Below are 18217 nucleotides of genomic sequence, written 5' to 3'. Positions count from 1 at the left end.
TCAGCGCCTGAAAGGGGTGCTGGAGCTGCGGGGGATCAGGCTGGGAATCACCCGACTGATGGGCGCATCGCCATGTGGAGGTGAAAGCAACAGATCCACTGCCAGTGAGGCGACATGATCCAACGGCACATGCACCGACGAAAGCGGCACCGGCAGGCGCGCTACCAGCGGAATATCGTTATATCCTACCAGCGACAGATCCTGACCAATTGCCAGGCCGACACGGTGTGCGGCAGCCATGACGCCTATCGCCAGATCGTCATTGATCGCAAAAATGGCGCTGGGGCGGTTTGTCGGCGTGAGCAGTGCCAACCCTTCCTTTTCTCCTGATTCAATACCAAAGCCTGACTCACGAATCCATTCGGGGCGTATTGGCAATCCTGCTTCTTGCATAGCACGCTGAAATCCCAGGCGGCGATCACGCGCACCTGAGGTGAAATGAGGACCAGCAATCAGACCGATATCCCGATGGCCTAAATCAATCAAATGGCGGGTGGCCAGATAACCGCCTTGCTCATCATTACCAATCGCCGAAGGACTGATGCCGTCGGTGCGCAGTACCAATACGTGGGAAATATTCTGCTGACGCAACTCAGCGGGTAATTGGTCGTCAAGTCGGCTGGTAGCCAGAATCAGGCCATCAACACGGCGGTCAAGCAACGATTCTACGGCCTGTTTTTCCTGGGCCGGATCATCGCCGCAGGTGGCAACGATAGTGAAATAGCCGTGCCGTTCTGCGGCGCGAAAAATGGCTTCATACAACAGAGCCATGACCATATCGCTTAAGCGTGGCACCAGTACGCCGATAGTCCCTGTGCCGCCACGACGCAGACTGGATGCCATGATATCTCGTCGGTATCCCAGCTCTTGCGCCACCTGCCGCACCCGTTCTGCGGCTTTACTGCGCGAAGGGGGCAGACGTTCATCCAGTACGCGCGACACGGTAGACACACTCACACCGGCTGCTGTTGCTACGTCCTGCAGTGTTACCGGTTTATTGCTCAACTTCCGGTTTGCACCAGGTTGCGAAAATGCGTTTGAATCCATGTCGTCCTTAGTATTAAGTCAGTAGGGGAGTCTCCCCGATCAGACTCCGGGTGTCTGGGGTTATCCGCGTGGTGCGGATGGCGTAAGCAGCCAGGGAAACGGCTGTGTTAATGCCTATTTATTATGTAATGGCACCTGTGAATTAGCCATATTTTTGGCATTGTGCCGCAGATAGCGCTATGAAATTCACTGGATGAGAGACGCGCTGGATGAAGGGATGCATGACATCAGGGACTGTGTGCGAAGTGAAATACGGCGTCACGAAAGCGGGTTGCCCTCATTGTGTCAGAATATGTGGATGCCCACACCGGGTAGCGGCGGGCATCCACATGGTGATGGAGAGCATCAGCCAACGCGAGGTAGCTCAGCCGCGCGGATAGCGGCCATGATTTCCTCTGCTGCGCCCGCTTCGAGCGGCATCAACGGTGAGCGTACCGTTGCGTGATCCAGAATGCCCCGTGCTACCAGCGCATGTTTCAGCGCCACTGTCCCTTCCATATGCGAGCCGCGATGGTACACGCTCTTCGTGACTGGCAGCAGGCGGTCATGGATAGCGCGTGCAGCGGCGTAGTCTTTCGCTTTGCCTGCTTTAATCATTTCCACCAGCAGCTCCGGCGCAATATTGCCATAACCGACCAGGAAGCCATCCACATCAAATACCGTTGACAGCAGGTATTCGTCATGGCAACTCAGGATTTGCAAATCAGGGCGTTCGCGGCGAATGACCGGAATTTCAGTATCCCAGCGGCGCATGTTTCTCACCCCGTTCTTCATCGCAAAGACGCCGGGCTGCGCTGCGATATCCAGCATTGTCTCCAGGTTGTAGGTACATTTGGTCGCATCTGGATACTGGAACAGGATAAGCGGCAGACCGCTTTCCTCATACACATGGCGATATTTGTCCTGTGGCGCACCTTTCTGATAACCGAAACGCAGCCAACCGTGGGAAGGGTACAGCAACCCAGCAGACGCACCCGCTTTGACGGCACGTTTGGCTTCTTCCGCCGCTACTGCGGTTCCTTCCAGGGTAATGCCTGCGATAATCGGGATAGCGCCGTTCACTGCTTCGGCAAAGGCTTCAATGACTTTCATCTGCTCGTCTTGCGACAGGAAGGTACCTTCCCCGGCGTGGCCCAGCACGGTCAGGCTTTTCACGCCGTCAATGCTTGCCAGCCAACTTCCCAGTTTTTTACAAGCTGCGTAATCCACCGCCCCGTCGCGGGTGAAAGGTGTGATCGGTGCTGGGTTCAGGCCACGTAAATCGATATTGATGTCTTTCATAATGTCCTCTTTTTTTCTGTAGGGTACTTTCAAGTACATCGCAAATGAAACGTTTGCGGGAACGTTTGCAGTTTTTACCAAACCAGCAGATCCTGTCAAGGATTATTTGCGAGAGATTAGATCTGGGATCTATTCAGCAACATGTCCCCGTGTGTGGACGGGACGGTGGCGGCGACGCGGCGCCGTGCAGCGAGTATGCTCAAAGGGTGGATAAGCAAGGAGGAAGGCATAATGGCACTGATACGATTAATGCGCGTCTATGACGTACAACCGCCTGTTGAAAATGCGGTTTTTCTGGTTGACCGGCTATGGCCGCGCGGTGTCGCTAAAAGCCGCCTGACCGGCGTCATCTGGCTTAAAGCGGTGGCGCCGGATCATGAATTGCGGCGCTGGTTTCACGCCAATTCGCTGCAATGGGAAACCTTTGTTGGGATGTACCGTGCGCAGTTGCGTCAGCACACGGCGTGGCAGCCGTTGGTGGCGTTACTGCGTCAGGGGCAATCTATCACCCTGCTGTATGGCAGCCGTGATAGGGAGCGGAATCATGCGATAGTCTTGCGTGATTTTCTGATAGAACAGGTAACGCTTAGCGAACGCGGATAAAAGAGCCGTCTTGCTGACGGGAGAATTGTACCTGCTGGCCATCCGGGGTATCGATTTCAAGCTGGCTCACCATGCCTTGCATATTAAGCTGCAACTGAACTTTCTGCCCGGCCCGCAGATTGCTAAGCGGCTTGCTTTGCCCCTCTACCTGCGCCATGGCGAAGACATCGTTGACGGGAAGATTGTTGTCTCGAAATAGCTGGGCCAACGTCTGGCCGGGGGCGATCTGATAGGATTGCCAGTGGATGCCAGACGTCGCCGGGGGCGGCGTCTGGCTGGCGGTGGCCGGAGGGTCCACCAGTTGCGCCTGTATCGGCGCGGTCTGTGAGCTGAGTGGTACCTCTACCTGACGGGACGGCGTGGACGCTGGTGGCGAAACCGGCCACAGCAGCACCAGCAACAGCATACATAGCAAGAGCAGAATGCAACGACGGTGAAAATAGGGCAGTGGTTCCATCCAACTGAAATCATCCGGCAGATGCCACAGGCGTAGCCAGGATGATTGTCCGCAGCGACCCAGGTGGCGCAATGCTGTGGCCGTGGTAAGCGTTTGTGCCTCGTCTATGCGTTCTTCCGGCTCACCGGGACTCTCCTTACGTTGGCGCCACTGGGCTAACCAGTTCATGCAGGACTGCCACTGCGTCGGGGGATTCCAGGTGGATTGCTTTCTCCTGGGCGCGATTCTGCCCATGGTGACCTCTCTTAGAACCGTATTAAAGGTGAAAACAACCTAATTATATCGGCAATTGACGACAGATAACCAGTTAAGGCCATCGTCATTCGGCGTCAGCGCTGTAAACGTAAGCGTTTTGAATCGATAAGGTTGTGAGATTGCGACAGATTGTTTTACCCCCAATCGACTCGCTGTTATGCTGCGCTTTGTCACTTTTACAGATTTCTTATTTCACAGATTTCTTCTTTTCATTGATTTCTTATTTTACAGATTAAAAGGAACATTCATGACTACGCCTTCTTATGACAGCGTCGAAGCACAGGCAAGCTACGGTATTGGCCTGCAGATTGGTCAACAACTGCAGGAGTCCGGTCTGCAAGGGTTGATTCCTGATGCGTTGCTGGCAGGTCTGTGCGATGCACTGGAAGGAAAAGCGCCTGCGGTGCCGGTTGATGTGGTACATCGCGCGTTGCGCGAAGTTCATGAGCGGGCAGATGCTGTGCGTCGTGAGCGTCAGCGTGAGCAGGCGGCTGAAGGGCTGCGTTTTCTGGAGGCTAACGCCGCTAAAGAGGGTGTCAACAGCACCGAATCCGGCCTGCAGTTCCGTGTTCTGACGCAAGGTGAAGGCGCGATTCCGGCACGACAGGATCGGGTTCGGGTTCACTATACTGGTCGTTTGATTGACGGTACCGTGTTCGACAGCTCGGTACAACGCGGTCAGCCGGCGGAATTCCCGGTCAGCGGCGTTATTCCCGGCTGGATCGAAGCACTGACGTTGATGCCGGTCGGTTCAACGTGGGAACTCTATATTCCTCAGAATCTGGCGTATGGCGAACGTGGCGCAGGCGCGTCTATCCCGCCGTTCAGCACGCTGATTTTTGAAGTGGAACTGCTGGAAATTCTGTAAGTTTCTCCGCCGGGTTCACTCGTGACCCGGCATGTTTTCCTCTGAGTTTTCAGGCGCGGGTCGCGCCAGCTCCATGGTTTTTCATCAGCTATTCACCCATGTTGGCAGGCGAATCTTGTGTTGTGTAACGGTTCGATACACCTTGTAAATGTAGGCTGACGATTGTCTCGTTAGACTGAATTTCGCCAACGGTGCTAAAACCCGAATTGCTTTCCTGAAGTTATTAATATTTAGCCATTTTCTGATGGCGATTTGAGGGTGGCGCGCCGTATAAGTGAGTCATCCGCCGCATTGCGGTGAATCAGAGGTTAACAAAATGATTAAGCCACTTTTATTGGGTGCCATCATGACGGGCGTGCTGCTGTCGGCGATGCCTGCTGCACAGGCTAATAGCCTGAGTTTGGCGCTGCCGGGTGTGTATCTCCACATTGGTGATCGTGATGCTCGTGGCTATTACTGGGACGGCAATCGATGGTGTGATCCAGACAGCTGGTATCGTCGGCCCCATCATGTCCGCCAGGTTTATTACTACGACTATGCACCGCCACCCCCGCCACGTGTTGTGGTGGTTGAACCACAGCCGGTTTATGTCCTTCCTGCTGAGCCACGCGGTTATGGTCGGGGATGGGGGTGGGGACCTCACCACCACGGCGACGGCCCGCGCTGGTAAACCGTGATTGATAGCGAACCTAAAATAAAAAACCGCGCCGGACAAGCGCGGTTTGGTGAGGGGATTATTTTTGCAGATCCAGACGGTATACGGCGAATCCGATATCGTCGTTACCCACCTGTGTCATCGGGTACTGCGATTTTTCCTTGATGAAGGTTGCCGCCTTTGGCGACGGTGAGGTTTCCACCCGGATATCCAGCGGAATATCGCTGACAATCTTCGCCAGACGCCAGTTGTTGTCTGCTGATGGGGTGACCTCGCCGGCTTTTTGGGTTTCAGAACTGATATAGGCGGCCAGTACTGCGCGGTTTTCATCCGGTGACGCGAACGCGACCTGTTTTTCACCGGTGCCGGCAAATTTCTCACCGTAGGCACGGTAGTTATTAGTGGCGACAAGGAACGTAGCCTGCGGATCGATAGGTTTGCCTTTAAAGGTCAGATCCTTAATGCGATGCGCATGACTGTTGATCAACTGACACTCGCCGTCATAGCGGGCGGGCTGAGTGACATCTATCTGATAGTTTACGCCGTCGATAACGTCAAAGTTGTAGGTACGAAAGCCGTCCCAGTTAATAAGCGATTGTGGTTCGCGTTTTTGCACGTCAATCTGGTTGAACTGACCGGCGGAGCATTCCAGCCATTCCCGCACTTGTTCGCCCTTAACTTTCACCACCACCAGCGTGTTGGGGTAGAGGTAAAGATCGGCGGCGTTACGGAAGGTCAACTGGCCTTTCTCCACTTCCACGTAACTCGCCGGGTCATTCTTGCGACCACCCGCCTTGAATGGCGCGGCGGCAGAGAGCACCGGAAGTTCCGCCAAATCCGGGTCGCCCTGAATAAAGTGCTCGACGTAAGCTTTCTGCGCATTATTGACTATCTGGACTGTTGGGTCGTCCTGAATCAGCGACAGGTAGCTGTACATGTTGTCAGAAGATTTACCGATAGGCTGGCTGACAAATTCACGGGTTTTCTGATGGGCGTCCGCCAGTACGTTAACCAGTTGCGCATCTTCCGCCGCCAGTGATTTCTTCTGGGCTTTGTCGAAGATCGGGCGGGCTTCTGCTTTACCTTCAGTGACTTTCCACTGGCCGCTGTCGTTATTCAGTACCAGATCGACGACCCCAAGGTGATCACCCCACTGGCCGGGCATGACGGCGGGAATGCCGTTCAGCGTGCCTTTGGCGATATCGGCGCCGTGGATGCTGGCGAAATCCTTGCCTGGGAACACCGCGTGGGCATGGCCGAACATAATGGCATTAATGCCGGGGATCTGGCTTAAGTAGTAGACCGAGTTTTCCGCCATCGCTTTGTATGGCTCTGCCGACAGGCCGGAATGCGCAATGGCAATCACCATATCCGCCCCTTGTTTTCGCAGCTCTGGCACCCATTTTTTTGCGGTTTCGGTGATATCCGCCACGGTGACTTTACCGCTCAGGTTAGCTTTATCCCACACCATGATTTGCGGCGGCACGAAACCGATATAACCGATGCGCAGTTCGTGGGATGCGCCATCCCGGTCTTTCACGATTTTCTTTTCGATCAGGTACGGCGTAAACAGCGGCTTACCGGTTTTGGCGTCCAGCACATTGGCGTTGATGTAAGGGAAATGGGCACCAGACAACGCATTATGCAGGTAATCCAGCCCATAGTTGAATTCGTGGTTGCCGATATTGCCGACCGAATAATCCAGCGTGTTCATCGCCAGGTAGACCGGGTGCACATCGCCCTTATGCAACCCTTTGGCCGCCATGTAGTCGCCCAGTGGGCTGCCCTGAATAATGTCGCCGTTGTCCACCAGTACGCTGTTGATGACCTGCCCACGGGCGGCCTGAATCAGGCTGGCGGTACGGACCAGTCCGAATTTATCCGTTGGACTGTCTTTATAGTAATCGTAGTCCATCATATTGCTGTGGAGATCGGTAGTTTCCAGCACCCGTAAATCGACGGTGGCTGCCTGGGTAGCGGTAGTGATAGCCATCGCAAGCAGGCTCAGCACCAGCTTATGCTTCATAAAAGTCGCTCCTGTGACGAGGTATTGGCATGACGACGCCTGCACAGTCAGGTAGTCGTGCGTTGACTGGCGACGGGGCCAGAATGTATATCGCAGATTTTGATGAATATCGTGTTAAATATCAGCCTGAAGTGTGAAGCATGGCATAGAATTCCGGGTATAGAGATAAAAAGGGCCTGTGAGTATAACGAGGTGAAACGATGTTAGAGCAGATCTGCCAACTGGCGCGTGAGGCAGGCGATGCCATCATGCAGGTATATAACGGTCAACAACCCTTGAATGTGGCGCATAAAAAAGATGACTCGCCGGTAACAGCGGCTGACCTGGCGGCACACCGGGTAATTGCGCGTGGGCTGGCTGAACTATCTCCCGATATTCCGATGTTATCAGAAGAAGATCCGCAGGCGTGGTCCGAACGTCAGCACTGGCAGCGTTACTGGCTGGTAGATCCGCTGGATGGCACGAAAGAATTTCTTAATCGCAACGGCGAATTTACCGTTAATATCGCGTTGATTGATAACGGCCAGCCGGTGCTGGGGGTGGTATACGTGCCGGTAACCGGCGTGATGTACGCGGCGGCGGACGGCAAAGCCTGGAAGGAAGAGAAAGGGACGCGTCGCCCCATTCGGGTCAAAGATGCCAGGCCACCGCTGGTGGTCGTGAGCCGATCCCACGCTGATGCAGAGCTGGATGATTATCTGCGCCAGTTGGGGGAACACCAGACCGTATCCGTCGGTTCGTCGCTGAAATTCTGTCTGGTGGCGGAAGGTAAAGCGCAGCTCTATCCGCGGTTCGGGCCGACCAATATCTGGGACACCGCCGCCGGACACGCGGTGGCGCTGGCTGCTGGCGCACAGGTGCATGACTGGTGCGGGCGCACGCTCTCCTATTTGCCGCGTGAATCTTTCCTGAATCCGGGGTTCCGCGTGTCGCTATTCTGATGTGTATGTTCTGATGTAGATGTTTATGTTCTGATATATCGCTCTGCTGGTCGTGATGCGTCGGCCAGACTTTTCCTGATGTTATCGACGGCAGGCGGGTCGCCTGCCGTTATTCCTCCCTCCATGCCTTCATCTTTAACACGACTTACGATGAACTGTCGTTTTTTGGTCACATTCTCACGCTAGATTGGCGGCCTTTAATGCGTTCGCCATGGCATGTTCGAGTTTGCGGCATATCGCACATACGGCAATAACTTGAAGGTTTATACTGATTTAAAAATTATGGCATTAGTCTGTTCTGTAAAATTATGTAATTGCCGTAAATAATTCTGTCATCGCGGGAACTAACTGCAGAATAAGAGCACTAATCAGTTGTACGTGATTGCTGCGCTGAGTGTCATCCGGCTCTCATTAGGGTTGGGGAGGTGCGGCGGAAAAAACGGGAGGAGAGGAAGACGATGAGGATCTTCGAGCGGTACAATCCCCTAAAAGTGGCCAAGTATGTGAAAATCCTGTTTCGGGGAAGACTTTACATTAAGGGTATTGGCGCTTTTGAGTTTGATCAGGGGCGTATCCTGTTGCCCAAAACACAGGATAAACAACATCTGGTGGTGATGTCCGAAGTCAACCGTCAGGTACTGAAGTTGCAGGCTGATCTGGGTTGATGGAACCGCCCCTGCGACAGGAAAACGGCCCACTACGGGCCGTTGTTACTTGAGGCGTTCAATTCTGAACTGGCTTATGCCGCAGGCGTTTCGGCGTTGACCATCCCTTTTTCTTCCAATCGAGTGACCAGCAACTGGTCAATTTTGTAGCTGTCGATATCCACCACTTCGAATTTATACCCGGCGTAGCGAACAAAATCGGTACGTTTGGGGATCTTGCGCAGCGTGTACATCATAAACCCGCCGATGGTTTCATAGTTGTCGGAATGCGGAAACTCGTCAATGCTGAGTGCGCGCATCACATCGTCTATCGGCGTGCCGCCCTCGATAAGCCAGGAGTTCTCGTCACGGGCGACAATCTGCTCTTCCAGCCCCTGACCAACCAGATCGCCCATCAGCGTGGTCATCACGTCGTTGAGGGTGATGATCCCCACCACCAGTGCGTACTCATTGAGAATGACGGCAAAATCTTCACCCGCGGTTTTGAAGCTTTCCAGCGCTTCTGACAGCGTCAGGGTATCCGGCACGATCAGCGCCGGACGAATCTGGACGCCGCTGGTTAGTTCCAGACTCTGGTTGCCCAGCACCCGGTTTAGCAAATCTTTGGAATCCACGTAACCGACAATCTGGTCGATGGTGCCATTACACACCAGAAACTTGGAGTGCGGCTGGTGTGCGATTTTCTCTTTGATCTGCGTTTCATCTTCATGCAGGTCGAAATAGACCACGCTTTCGCGCGACGTCATGGAAGATGGTACGGTGCGCGACTCCAGCTCGAACACGTTTTCGATCAGCTCATGCTCTTGTTTGCGCAGCACGCCGGCCAATGCTCCGGCTTCCACCACCGCATAGATGTCGTCGGGGGTAATGTCTTCTTTGCGCACCATCGGCAATTTAAACAGCCGAAAAATCAGGTTTGCCAGACCATTGAATAACCACACCAGCGGGCGGAACACCAGCAGGCAGAAGCGCATGGGGTTGATGATCCGAACGGCAATCGCTTCCGGGGCAATCATACCAATGCGCTTCGGCGTCAGGTCGCCAAACAGGATAAACAGGCTGGTAACCAGCACAAATGAGCAGATAAAACTGGCGCGGACGATCATGTCCTGTGGCAAAAAGCTGGCAAACAGCATTTCGAAGTAGGGTGAGAACGCCGCATCGCCGATGATACCGGCCAGAATGGCGACGGCGTTGAGACCTATCTGGATTACGGTGAAGAAGATGCCTGGCGTTTCCTGAAATTTCAGCACCAACGCGGCGTTCAGGTCTCCCTCGTCGGCCATCAGTTTCAATTTTATCTTGCGTGAAGCGGCCAGAGAAATTTCAGACAGCGAGAAAAACGCACTGATGGCGATAAGACATAAAATAATTAACAGACTGTTTAACATAGTTTTTTCGCCAAGTCGTCGCGGACGGCGAACCTCTGAAAGGGAATGACATTATGGGTGCTGTGGCACCGCATATGGGCGCGGCTGCGCCGCAAAAAGGACCGGAAACCGGTCCTGTGGCTGCACAGTATAGCAGGCGCGATCAAACTGCTGCCAGCCTCAGCCCTGTGGCGGCAGACAAACGCCGATACCGCCCAGCCCGCAATAGCCATGCGGGTTTTTGTGCAGGTATTGCTGGTGTTCGTCTTCGGCGTAATAAAACGGCCCGACAGGCTGAATTTCCGTGGTGATGCTGCGGTTATCACCTGCCTCGCGCATGGCCTGTTGGTAACGCTGGTAACTGGCTTTCGCGGCGCTTTCCTGCTCTGGTGTTACATAGATAGCAGAACGGTATTGCGTACCGATGTCGTTGCCCTGTCGCATACCTTGTGCCGGGTTATGGTTCTCCCAGAACAACTGCAATAACCGGGCGTAACTTATCACCGCAGGGTCAAACACCACCCGTACCGCTTCCGCATGGCCGGTCTTGCCGCTACAGACTTCCCGATACGTGGGGTTAGGGGTGTAGCCACCGCAATATCCGGAGGCGGTGCTGTATACGCCGGGTTGTTGCCAAAACAGACGTTCCACGCCCCAGAAACAACCCATGGCGAAGAGCGCTACCTCCATGTGGTCCGGCACATGGGTCATGGAGTGCTGGTTTACCGCGTGCAGGCGGGCGACCGGCATCGGCGTTGTGCGTCCCGGCAAGGCATCTGACTGGCCGATTAGCTGCGTCTTGTCAAAATTCGCTATCACGTTTGGCTCCTGATTATCACCCGGTAATTCGTCATTTTCAGAGCATAACCGAGTTAATGCGCTCTGTCTTTATGGCGGAATAGCACAGCAATATGACAACGGTGTTGATACAGGATGCGATTGGGCAATCACACGTGCTTGTAGCGGGGAAATCCATCAACTGACCGGGGCGATGCCATTATGCGCGAGGGCTGGTTGTGGGGAGTGATAGCATTGTCGGTATGGCAACCACTATCTATAGTTAACGCGTTAACCTCTATCGTTAACTCGTTAACATTCATAGTGAATAGCACCGTTGCAGGTATACCTGTCTGTGGTTTATCAGAAAATACGTCGATTATGCTGACACTATCGGGACGTTAAGTGACTCTTTTTATCAGGATAAAAAACACATTTTTCTGCGCTGGCACTGTGCTCTGCCGGGGGGTAGGCGCGGGGGGCCTGCTGCTGGCGTCGTCGGCGCTGGCCGCCTCGAACGTGCGTCTGCAACTGCTTGGGCTGGAAGGCGAGTTGCAGAAGAATGTCCGTGCCCGTCTTTCGACTATCACTCCGGATGAAGTCAACGCCGATGGCCGGTTTCGCTCACGGGTTGATGACGCCATTCGCAAAGGTCTGCGGGCGCTGGGTTACTACGATCCGGAGATCCGTTTTGCGTTTATTCCCGCGCAGGGGCGTGGCAGGCCGGTACTAAAGGTGACCGTCACGCCAGGGGAGCCGGTGAACATTGCCGGTTCCAGCATCGCCATTCGCGGTGGGGCTGAGCAAGATGCTGATTATCAAAAGCTGGTGCAACAGCGCCGGCCCGTGGTGGGCAGCCGCCTGAATCATGGCGCTTACGATGATTTCAAAAGCGAACTCAATACGTTGTCGATGCGCAAAGGCTATTTCGACAGTCACTTCAACAAAAGCCAGCTGGACGTGATGCCATCTACGCATCAGGCATGGTGGAACATTGATTACGACAGCGGCACACGTTACCGCTTCGGCAAGGTTAACTTTCGTGGGTCCCAAATCCAGTCGGCTTATTTGCAGCATTTGGTGCCGTTTCAGGAGGGCGACGTATACACGGCAGAGCAATTGGGGGAGTTTAACCGGCGTTTGTCCGCCACCGGCTGGTTCAACTCGGCAGTCGTGTCGCCTGATTTCGCTCAAGGTCGTAGCAGTAAAGTCCTGCCGTTGGAGGCGCTACTGACACCGCGCACCCGCAACAGTATAGAAACCGGGGTCGGTTACGCTACTGATGTTGGGCCACGGCTAAAAGCCACCTGGAAAAGACCCTGGGTCAATACGTACGGTCATAGCATGGAAAGTAGCTTGAGCCTGTCTGCACCGGAGCAGCAATTGGATCTCAGCTACAAAATTCCGCTGCTGAAAAGTCCGCTGGAGCAATACTATTTGGTGCAGGGGGGCTTCAAACGCGAAGATCTCAATGATACCCAGTCTGATTCGGCGTCGTTTAATCTGGCGCGTTACTGGGAGTTGTCCAGCGGCTGGCAGCGTGCCATTAACCTGCACTGGACGATGGATCACTTTACCCAGGCTAATGTTACCCATACCACCATGCTGATTTATCCCGGTCTTAGTTTCAACCGTACCCGGCAACGAGGCGGGTTGATGCCTGACTGGGGCGACACCCAGCGTTATTCGGTGGATGTTTCCAATACCCTGTGGGGTTCGGATATTGATTTTTCGGTGTTTCAGGCGCAGAACGTCTGGATTCGAACGCTGGCGGAAAAACACCGCTTCGTGGCGCGCGCCAATCTGGGCTGGATCGAAACCGGCAGCTTCTCCCGTGTCCCCCCGTCGTTGCGCTTCTTTGCCGGGGGCGATCGCAGCATCCGCGGCTATAAGTACAAATCCATTTCTCCACGCGACAGCGACGGCAAACTCACCGGCGCGTCAAAACTGGCGACCGGTTCGCTGGAATACCAGTACAACGTCACCGGAAAGTGGTGGGGGGCGGTGTTTGTCGATAGCGGCGAAGCCGTCAACGATCTGGTGCGTACCAACCTGAAGACCGGCGCTGGCGTCGGCGTACGTTGGGCGTCGCCGGTAGGACCGATCAAGCTGGATATCGCCCGGCCAATTGGCGATAACGACAAACACGACGTGCAGTTTTATATCGGGCTGGGGCCGGAGTTATGAGCAGGATGAAAAAAGCCGGAATGGGTCTGATGACTGGTGCGCTGGCGCTGTTGTTGGCGGCGGTGTTGCTGGTGACGACGACACCGGGGCTACATCTGTTGCTCAGTGCCGCAGTGCGTTGGGTGCCGGGGCTGGAATTAGGGGCGGTTGACGGCGGCTGGCGGAATTTAACGCTGAAAACAATACGCTATCAGATGCCCGGCGTCACCGTGCAGGCGGACCGTCTGCATCTGGCGCTGGCGCCGGATTGCCTGTGGCACAGTCAGCTATGTATTGACGATCTGTCGTTGCAGGGGCTGTCGGTTGCGATCTCGACTCATGAACTGCCGCCAGCCCAACCTGAAGCGGCAACACAAGCCGCGCCGGTGACTGAGATCCGCGCGCCCGTGGCGGTGGCGTTGCGTCATATCAATCTGAACGATAGCCGCATCATGGTCGATGGTGCCGGGGTGTCGTTGTCATTGCTGCAAGCCGGCCTGAACTGGCAAGGACGGTCACTGACGCTGTTGCCGACGTTGGTGTCGGGTCTTACCGTGGCGTTGCCCGCCGCAACGAAAACGCTACCTGCTCCGCCTGCTGAGACTGACAAGCCTCAACCGTTGGGCGAAATGTTGCGCGCCCTGTTTGCTGCACCGCTGTTGCCAGCGATGCCTGAGTTTACCTTGCCGCTGGATCTCACCATTGCCGATTTACGCGGCGAGTCTTGGGTGATGGTTCAGGGCACTCAGCCGGTAACCGTTTCCCGTTTTCAGTTGCAAGCTACCACCCGGCAGCAGACGTTAACGCTGCAACAACTCACGGTGCAATCACCGCTGGGTGCGCTGTATGCCCATGGCAACGCGGTCCTGTCGGGCGACTGGCCGGTGACGCTTAACGTTAACGGCATCGTGAACAGTGATTTGCTCAAGGGCGAACGCGTGCGACTGACAGCGGAAGGCGGCTTGCGCCAGCAGTTACGGTTGGCGGTGAATCTGTCCGGCCCACAGCGGGCACAGATAGATATTCAGACCGCGCTGGCCGAGCCGGGCTTGCCGCTTAACATAAGCTTGCGCAGCCCGCAGTTGCATTGGCCGCTGACCGGCGATGCCCAGTATCAGTTCAACGATGTGCGACTGAATATCGGCGGTAAAGCTATAGATTATTCGCTGTTGTTACAGGGCGATATTCGCGGCAGCGCGTTACCGCCCGGTACGTTGATGCTGGAAGGCCGCGGCAATGAGCAGCAATTCTCGCTGGCGCGATTGCAGCTGTCTGCTTTGCAAGGCACGGCGGATATCACCGGCCAACTGGACTGGCGCGATGCGATCAGTTGGAACAGTAACCTGACCCTGAAAGGCATCAATACCGCACAGCAGTGGCCGCAATGGCCGGTGCGGCTGGAGGGGACGTTGACCACGCGCGGCACGCTGGCGGGAGCGTCATGGCAACTGGATGTACCCCAACTGGCGCTGGACGGACAAATACGGCAGAGCAAATTGGTGGCGAAAGGGGCGTTGAGCGGTAACGCCATCGGCCAGTGGTCCATTCCGGGCGTTACGCTGGTGTTAGGGCGTAACCAACTGACGTTACAGGGTGAATTGAAAGATCAGTGGCGGCTGAACGGTGATATCAATGCGCCATCCCTGAATGGGATTTTGCCCGGTCTGGGCGGGCAGGTGATGGGGAAACTGCGGCTGGAGGGTAAACGAGAGACACCGCAACTGCAGGCGGAAATGAACGCCACGGCGTTGCGCTGGCAGGAACTGAACCTTGGCAAACTGACACTCAATAGCGATGTGCAGGTAGATACGCAGGTGCACGGCACGCTGACATTGCAGGTGCAGCAATTAACACAGGGGAAACTGCATCTGGCATCGCTCACTATGCGTGCGACCGGCGATGAAAATCAGCACCAGTTACGTGTGACCATGAGCGGCGAGCCAGTGGGCGGCCAGCTGTTGTTGAGCGGCCATTTTGACCGCGGGCAGCAGCGCTGGCAGGGAGAGCTTAGCGATACCCGGTTTGATACCCCGGTCGGTGAGTGGCGGCTGGCGCCAGCAATGTCGCTGGTTTACCAGGTCGCGGCACAGAAAGCGACGATAGGCGCACATTGCTGGCGTAACCCCGATGCTGAGCTGTGCGTACCGCAACCGATTGAGGCGGGAAGTAGCGGCAAAGCGAGCGTCAATCTAAACCGGCTCAATCTGGCGATGCTGAAACCTTTTATCGGCCAGCAGACGGCGGTCAGTGGTTCGATTACCGGCAACGCACAGGTCAACTGGCAGGCAAACAGCGGTTTGCCACAAGCCCGTGTCACGCTGACCGGCAATGGCGTGACCATCCGTCAACAGGTACAGGGCGGTACGCTGCCGGTGGCTTTTGATACCCTGACGCTGGACGCCGGGTTGCAGCAAGGTCAGGCGTGGTTGACATGGCTGATAGGGATTCAGGGGAATGGCCGTTTTCGCGGCGATGTGCAAATTACCGACCCGCAACGACGCCGTAACCTGAGTGGTACGGTGACGCTAAGCGCCTTGTCGCTCGACCTGCTGCGGCCAATTCTGCGCCAGAACGAGAAAGCTGCCGGGACTGCGAATGCCGATCTACGGCTGGGGGGCGATCTGCAACGCCCGCAGGTGTTCGGGCAACTGACGCTGGATAACCTTGATGTGGATGGTAACGGGCTACCGGTGGACCTGACCAGTGGGCGGCTGGCGCTATCGTTCAACGGTATGTCATCTACCTTGCAGGGGGTGTTTCGTACCACGAAGGGGCAGCTCAATCTGGCGGGGAACGCCGACTGGTCGGTGCCTGAGGCCTGGCGTGCACGGGTTGCCGTCAACGGTGATCGTATGCGGGTGACGGTGCCGCCGATGGCGCGGCTGGATGTGTCGCCGGATATCGTGTTTGAGGCGACGCCGCAGTTACTGACGCTTAACGGCACCGTGACCGTTCCCTGGGCGCGGATCGTGGTGCATGAAATGCCAGCCAGCGCAGTGGATGTGTCACCGGATGAGGTCATTCTGGATGCACGGCGTCAGCCGGTATCGACTACTGCCAGCACGATTCCCATCGTCAGCAACCTGATCGTGCGGGTGGGCGATGATGTCTGGCTCAATGCCTATGGTCTGAACGCCCGTTTGCGCGGTGATCTGAACGTCACGCAGGATAAACAAGGGCTTGGGTTGAACGGCCAGATTTCGATGCCGGAAGGACGTTTTAAGGCGTACGGACAGGATCTGCAAGTGCGTAAGGGGCAACTGCTGTTCTCCGGTCCGCCGACGTTGCCGCTACTGGATATTGAAGCGATTCGGAATCCGGACAATACCGCAGATGGCGTCATCGCCGGTGTGCGGATAACCGGTAGCGCCACCACGCCTAAGCTTGAGGTGTTCTCCGAACCGGCCTTATCTCAGCAGGAAGCGTTATCTTATCTGTTGCGTGGCCAGGGGCTAAATAGCAGAGGAACGGATAGTTCGATGATGACATCGGCTCTGATTGGTTTAGGGGTTGCACAAAGTGGTCAAGTTGTGGGTAAAATTGGCGAGGCCTTTGGCGTAAGCAATTTAGCTCTGGATACACAGGGAGTTGGCGACAAATCGCAGGTTGTTGTCAGTGGTTACGTCCTGCCAGGCCTGCAGGTTAAATATGGTGTCGGCCTGTTCGATTCATTGGCAACGTTAACCTTACGTTACCGCTTAATGCCGAAGCTATATCTGGAGGCGGTGTCTGGTGTAAATCAGGCGCTGGATGTGCTCTATCAGTTTGAGTTTTAGCAATGCGAATTATTGTCTACGGCAGTTTACGGCGCAAGCAGGGAAACAGTCATTGGATGACTAACGCTCAGTGGCTAGGCGATCACCGGCTCGAAGGGTATCAATTATACGATCTGGGGCACTATCCGGCAGCGGTTGCAGGTGAGGGAGATATTTACTGCGAAGTGTACCGCATCAGTTCTTCTATTCTGACTGAACTGGATGAATTGAAGCTCAGAGGGGGGGCCTATTCGCGTGAGCTGATCGCCACGCCTTACGGCAGCGCCTGGATCTACCTGTATCAGCGCCCGGTCGCTGGTCTGCATCGCATCGTCAGCGGCGATTGGGTACAGCGTCAGGAAGAACCATAATCTTATATTTGAACAACGCACCAGCAACGTGAAATATGACGGGTATAAATAATCCCGGTTACTGTTGTCAGCAACCGGGATTATTTTTCCTGAAAAATAGTCACTGTTTTTTTATTTTTATACCGCGTTATTTAAAGCACCGGACAAGCGAAAATCCATTAAACAACAACACCGCCAGCGGCGGTGTTGTTGAGGCGGCGTTCACTATGACGGTGAAGGCGCTAAAGACGTCTTTTTCAGCGCGTCTTATTTATTTTTGGCGCGTTCGAAAGAAGACAGGATTTCGGCTTTCGCGGCGGCGGCATCAGCCCAGCCGTCCACTTTCACCCACTTGCCTTTTTCCAGATCTTTGTAGTGCTCGAAGAAATGACCGATCTGTGCGCGCAGCAGTTCCGGCAGGTCGTTCACGTCTTTGATGTGATCGTACTCTTTGCTCAGTTTGGTGTGCGGTACCGCAACCACTTTGGCATCTTCACCGGATTCGTCGGTCATTTTCAGTACGCCAACCGGACGGCAGCGGATCACCGAGCCAGGTTGCAACGGATACGGCGTCGGCACCAGCACATCAACCGGGTCACCGTCCAGTGACAGTGTGTGGTTGATGTAGCCATAGTTGCACGGGTAGAACATGGCGGTAGACATGAAGCGGTCTACGAACAGCGCGCCGGTTTCTTTATCCACTTCGTACTTGATCGGATCAGCGTTGGCAGGGATTTCGATCACTACATAAATATCTTCCGGGAGGTCTTTACCCGCCGGTACGGTATTCAAACTCATGTCGGTTTCCTTCTTATTCAAACCAGAATGGAGTGGCGCTCATTATAGCCAACTGATGGCGAAAGTCGTGGTTTTTTAGGCTGGGTTGCATCGCACGCTGGATTGCCGCCCTCCCAATGAATAATAAGCAACGCATTAATCTGGTTAAACAACCATCGGCGGGATTCGGATAAACCTGACGCTTGAATTCTGTTGTTTGGCAG

15 protein-coding genes are annotated in these 18217 nt (G+C 55.1%); 8 read left to right on the top strand and 7 right to left on the bottom strand.

Annotated features, from left to right (window positions below; all coding sequences use genetic code 11):
* Both Dpoa2040_RS12095 and Dpoa2040_RS12090 read right to left on the bottom strand, forming a co-directional pair.
* A complete protein-coding gene (locus Dpoa2040_RS12095) occupies positions 1 to 1047 on the bottom strand; it encodes a LacI family DNA-binding transcriptional regulator (protein ID WP_042872583.1) in 1047 nt (348 codons plus the stop codon).
* Positions 1048 to 1392: 345 nt separating this feature from the next.
* A complete protein-coding gene (locus Dpoa2040_RS12090; protein WP_042872582.1) occupies positions 1393 to 2328 on the bottom strand; it encodes a dihydrodipicolinate synthase family protein in 936 nt (311 codons plus the stop codon).
* A gap of 231 nt (positions 2329 to 2559) precedes the next feature.
* Between Dpoa2040_RS12090 and Dpoa2040_RS12085 the strand changes: the two genes are divergently transcribed.
* Complete coding sequence (locus tag Dpoa2040_RS12085) at positions 2560 to 2931, top strand: DUF488 domain-containing protein (RefSeq protein WP_168641397.1); 372 nt, start codon at positions 2560 to 2562, stop codon at positions 2929 to 2931.
* On the opposite strand, the gene Dpoa2040_RS12080 is transcribed toward Dpoa2040_RS12085, so the two are convergent.
* Positions 2915 to 3622 carry an OapA family protein gene (locus Dpoa2040_RS12080; RefSeq protein ID WP_168641396.1) on the bottom strand — a complete coding sequence of 236 codons (708 nt, stop codon included), beginning with the start codon at positions 3620 to 3622 and terminating at the stop codon, positions 2915 to 2917. The genes Dpoa2040_RS12085 and Dpoa2040_RS12080 overlap by 17 nt on opposite strands.
* Before the next feature lie 268 nt (positions 3623 to 3890).
* Between Dpoa2040_RS12080 and fklB the strand changes: the two genes are divergently transcribed.
* Together fklB and Dpoa2040_RS12070 are read left to right on the top strand one after the other, a co-directional pair.
* On the top strand, positions 3891 to 4511 hold the full coding sequence (gene fklB / locus Dpoa2040_RS12075; RefSeq protein WP_042872577.1) for an FKBP-type peptidyl-prolyl cis-trans isomerase: 621 nt from the start codon (positions 3891 to 3893) through the stop codon (positions 4509 to 4511).
* 316 nt (positions 4512 to 4827) lie between these two features.
* Entirely contained in the window at positions 4828 to 5181 is a 354-nt protein-coding gene (locus tag Dpoa2040_RS12070; RefSeq protein WP_168641395.1) for a DUF2502 domain-containing protein, read from the top strand.
* A 64-nt stretch (positions 5182 to 5245) separates the two neighbouring features.
* On the opposite strand, the gene Dpoa2040_RS12065 is transcribed toward Dpoa2040_RS12070, so the two are convergent.
* Entirely contained in the window at positions 5246 to 7192 is a 1947-nt protein-coding gene (locus tag Dpoa2040_RS12065; protein ID WP_168641394.1) for a bifunctional 2',3'-cyclic-nucleotide 2'-phosphodiesterase/3'-nucleotidase, read from the bottom strand.
* A 200-nt stretch (positions 7193 to 7392) separates the two neighbouring features.
* Between Dpoa2040_RS12065 and cysQ the strand changes: the two genes are divergently transcribed.
* Together cysQ and Dpoa2040_RS12055 are read left to right on the top strand one after the other, a co-directional pair.
* Positions 7393 to 8133, top strand: coding sequence for a 3'(2'),5'-bisphosphate nucleotidase CysQ (cysQ, locus tag Dpoa2040_RS12060; RefSeq protein ID WP_042872571.1), 741 nt, complete (start codon positions 7393 to 7395; stop codon positions 8131 to 8133).
* Between the two features lie 458 nt (positions 8134 to 8591).
* Positions 8592 to 8798, top strand: coding sequence for a DUF1107 domain-containing protein (locus Dpoa2040_RS12055; protein WP_042872568.1), 207 nt, complete (start codon positions 8592 to 8594; stop codon positions 8796 to 8798).
* A gap of 74 nt (positions 8799 to 8872) precedes the next feature.
* On the opposite strand, the gene Dpoa2040_RS12050 is transcribed toward Dpoa2040_RS12055, so the two are convergent.
* Both Dpoa2040_RS12050 and msrA read right to left on the bottom strand, forming a co-directional pair.
* Positions 8873 to 10189 carry a hemolysin family protein gene (locus Dpoa2040_RS12050; protein WP_168641393.1) on the bottom strand — a complete coding sequence of 439 codons (1317 nt, stop codon included), beginning with the start codon at positions 10187 to 10189 and terminating at the stop codon, positions 8873 to 8875.
* A gap of 159 nt (positions 10190 to 10348) precedes the next feature.
* Positions 10349 to 10984 (bottom strand): peptide-methionine (S)-S-oxide reductase MsrA, encoded by a 636-nt coding sequence (gene msrA / locus Dpoa2040_RS12045; protein ID WP_042874057.1) that lies wholly within the window; start codon positions 10982 to 10984, stop codon positions 10349 to 10351.
* Positions 10985 to 11398: 414 nt separating this feature from the next.
* On the opposite strand from msrA, the gene Dpoa2040_RS12040 reads away from it, so the two are divergent.
* Genes Dpoa2040_RS12040 through Dpoa2040_RS12030 form a run of 3 tightly spaced genes read left to right on the top strand, consistent with a single transcriptional unit; the run spans position 11399 to position 17237 of the window.
* Positions 11399 to 13132: an autotransporter assembly complex family protein gene (locus Dpoa2040_RS12040; protein WP_227983183.1), complete on the top strand. Its 1734-nt coding sequence runs from the start codon at positions 11399 to 11401 to the stop codon at positions 13130 to 13132.
* On the top strand, positions 13129 to 16887 hold the full coding sequence (locus Dpoa2040_RS12035; protein ID WP_168641392.1) for a translocation/assembly module TamB domain-containing protein: 3759 nt from the start codon (positions 13129 to 13131) through the stop codon (positions 16885 to 16887). The genes Dpoa2040_RS12040 and Dpoa2040_RS12035 overlap by 4 nt, the downstream gene beginning before the upstream one ends.
* Before the next feature lie 2 nt (positions 16888 to 16889).
* Positions 16890 to 17237, top strand: coding sequence for a gamma-glutamylcyclotransferase (locus Dpoa2040_RS12030; protein ID WP_168641391.1), 348 nt, complete (start codon positions 16890 to 16892; stop codon positions 17235 to 17237).
* A gap of 246 nt (positions 17238 to 17483) precedes the next feature.
* On the opposite strand, the gene ppa is transcribed toward Dpoa2040_RS12030, so the two are convergent.
* Positions 17484 to 18014 (bottom strand): inorganic diphosphatase, encoded by a 531-nt coding sequence (gene ppa / locus Dpoa2040_RS12025; protein ID WP_042872528.1) that lies wholly within the window; start codon positions 18012 to 18014, stop codon positions 17484 to 17486.
* Between the last annotated feature and the right edge of the window lie 203 nt (positions 18015 to 18217).

Origin of the sequence: Dickeya sp. CFBP 2040 (assembly GCF_012273755.1) — a bacterium.
In the GTDB taxonomy this organism is placed as follows: Bacteria; Pseudomonadota; Gammaproteobacteria; order Enterobacterales; family Enterobacteriaceae; genus Dickeya; species Dickeya poaceiphila.
The sequence above is the reverse complement of the archived record's forward strand: the minus strand, read 5'-3'. Positions and strand labels throughout refer to the sequence as shown.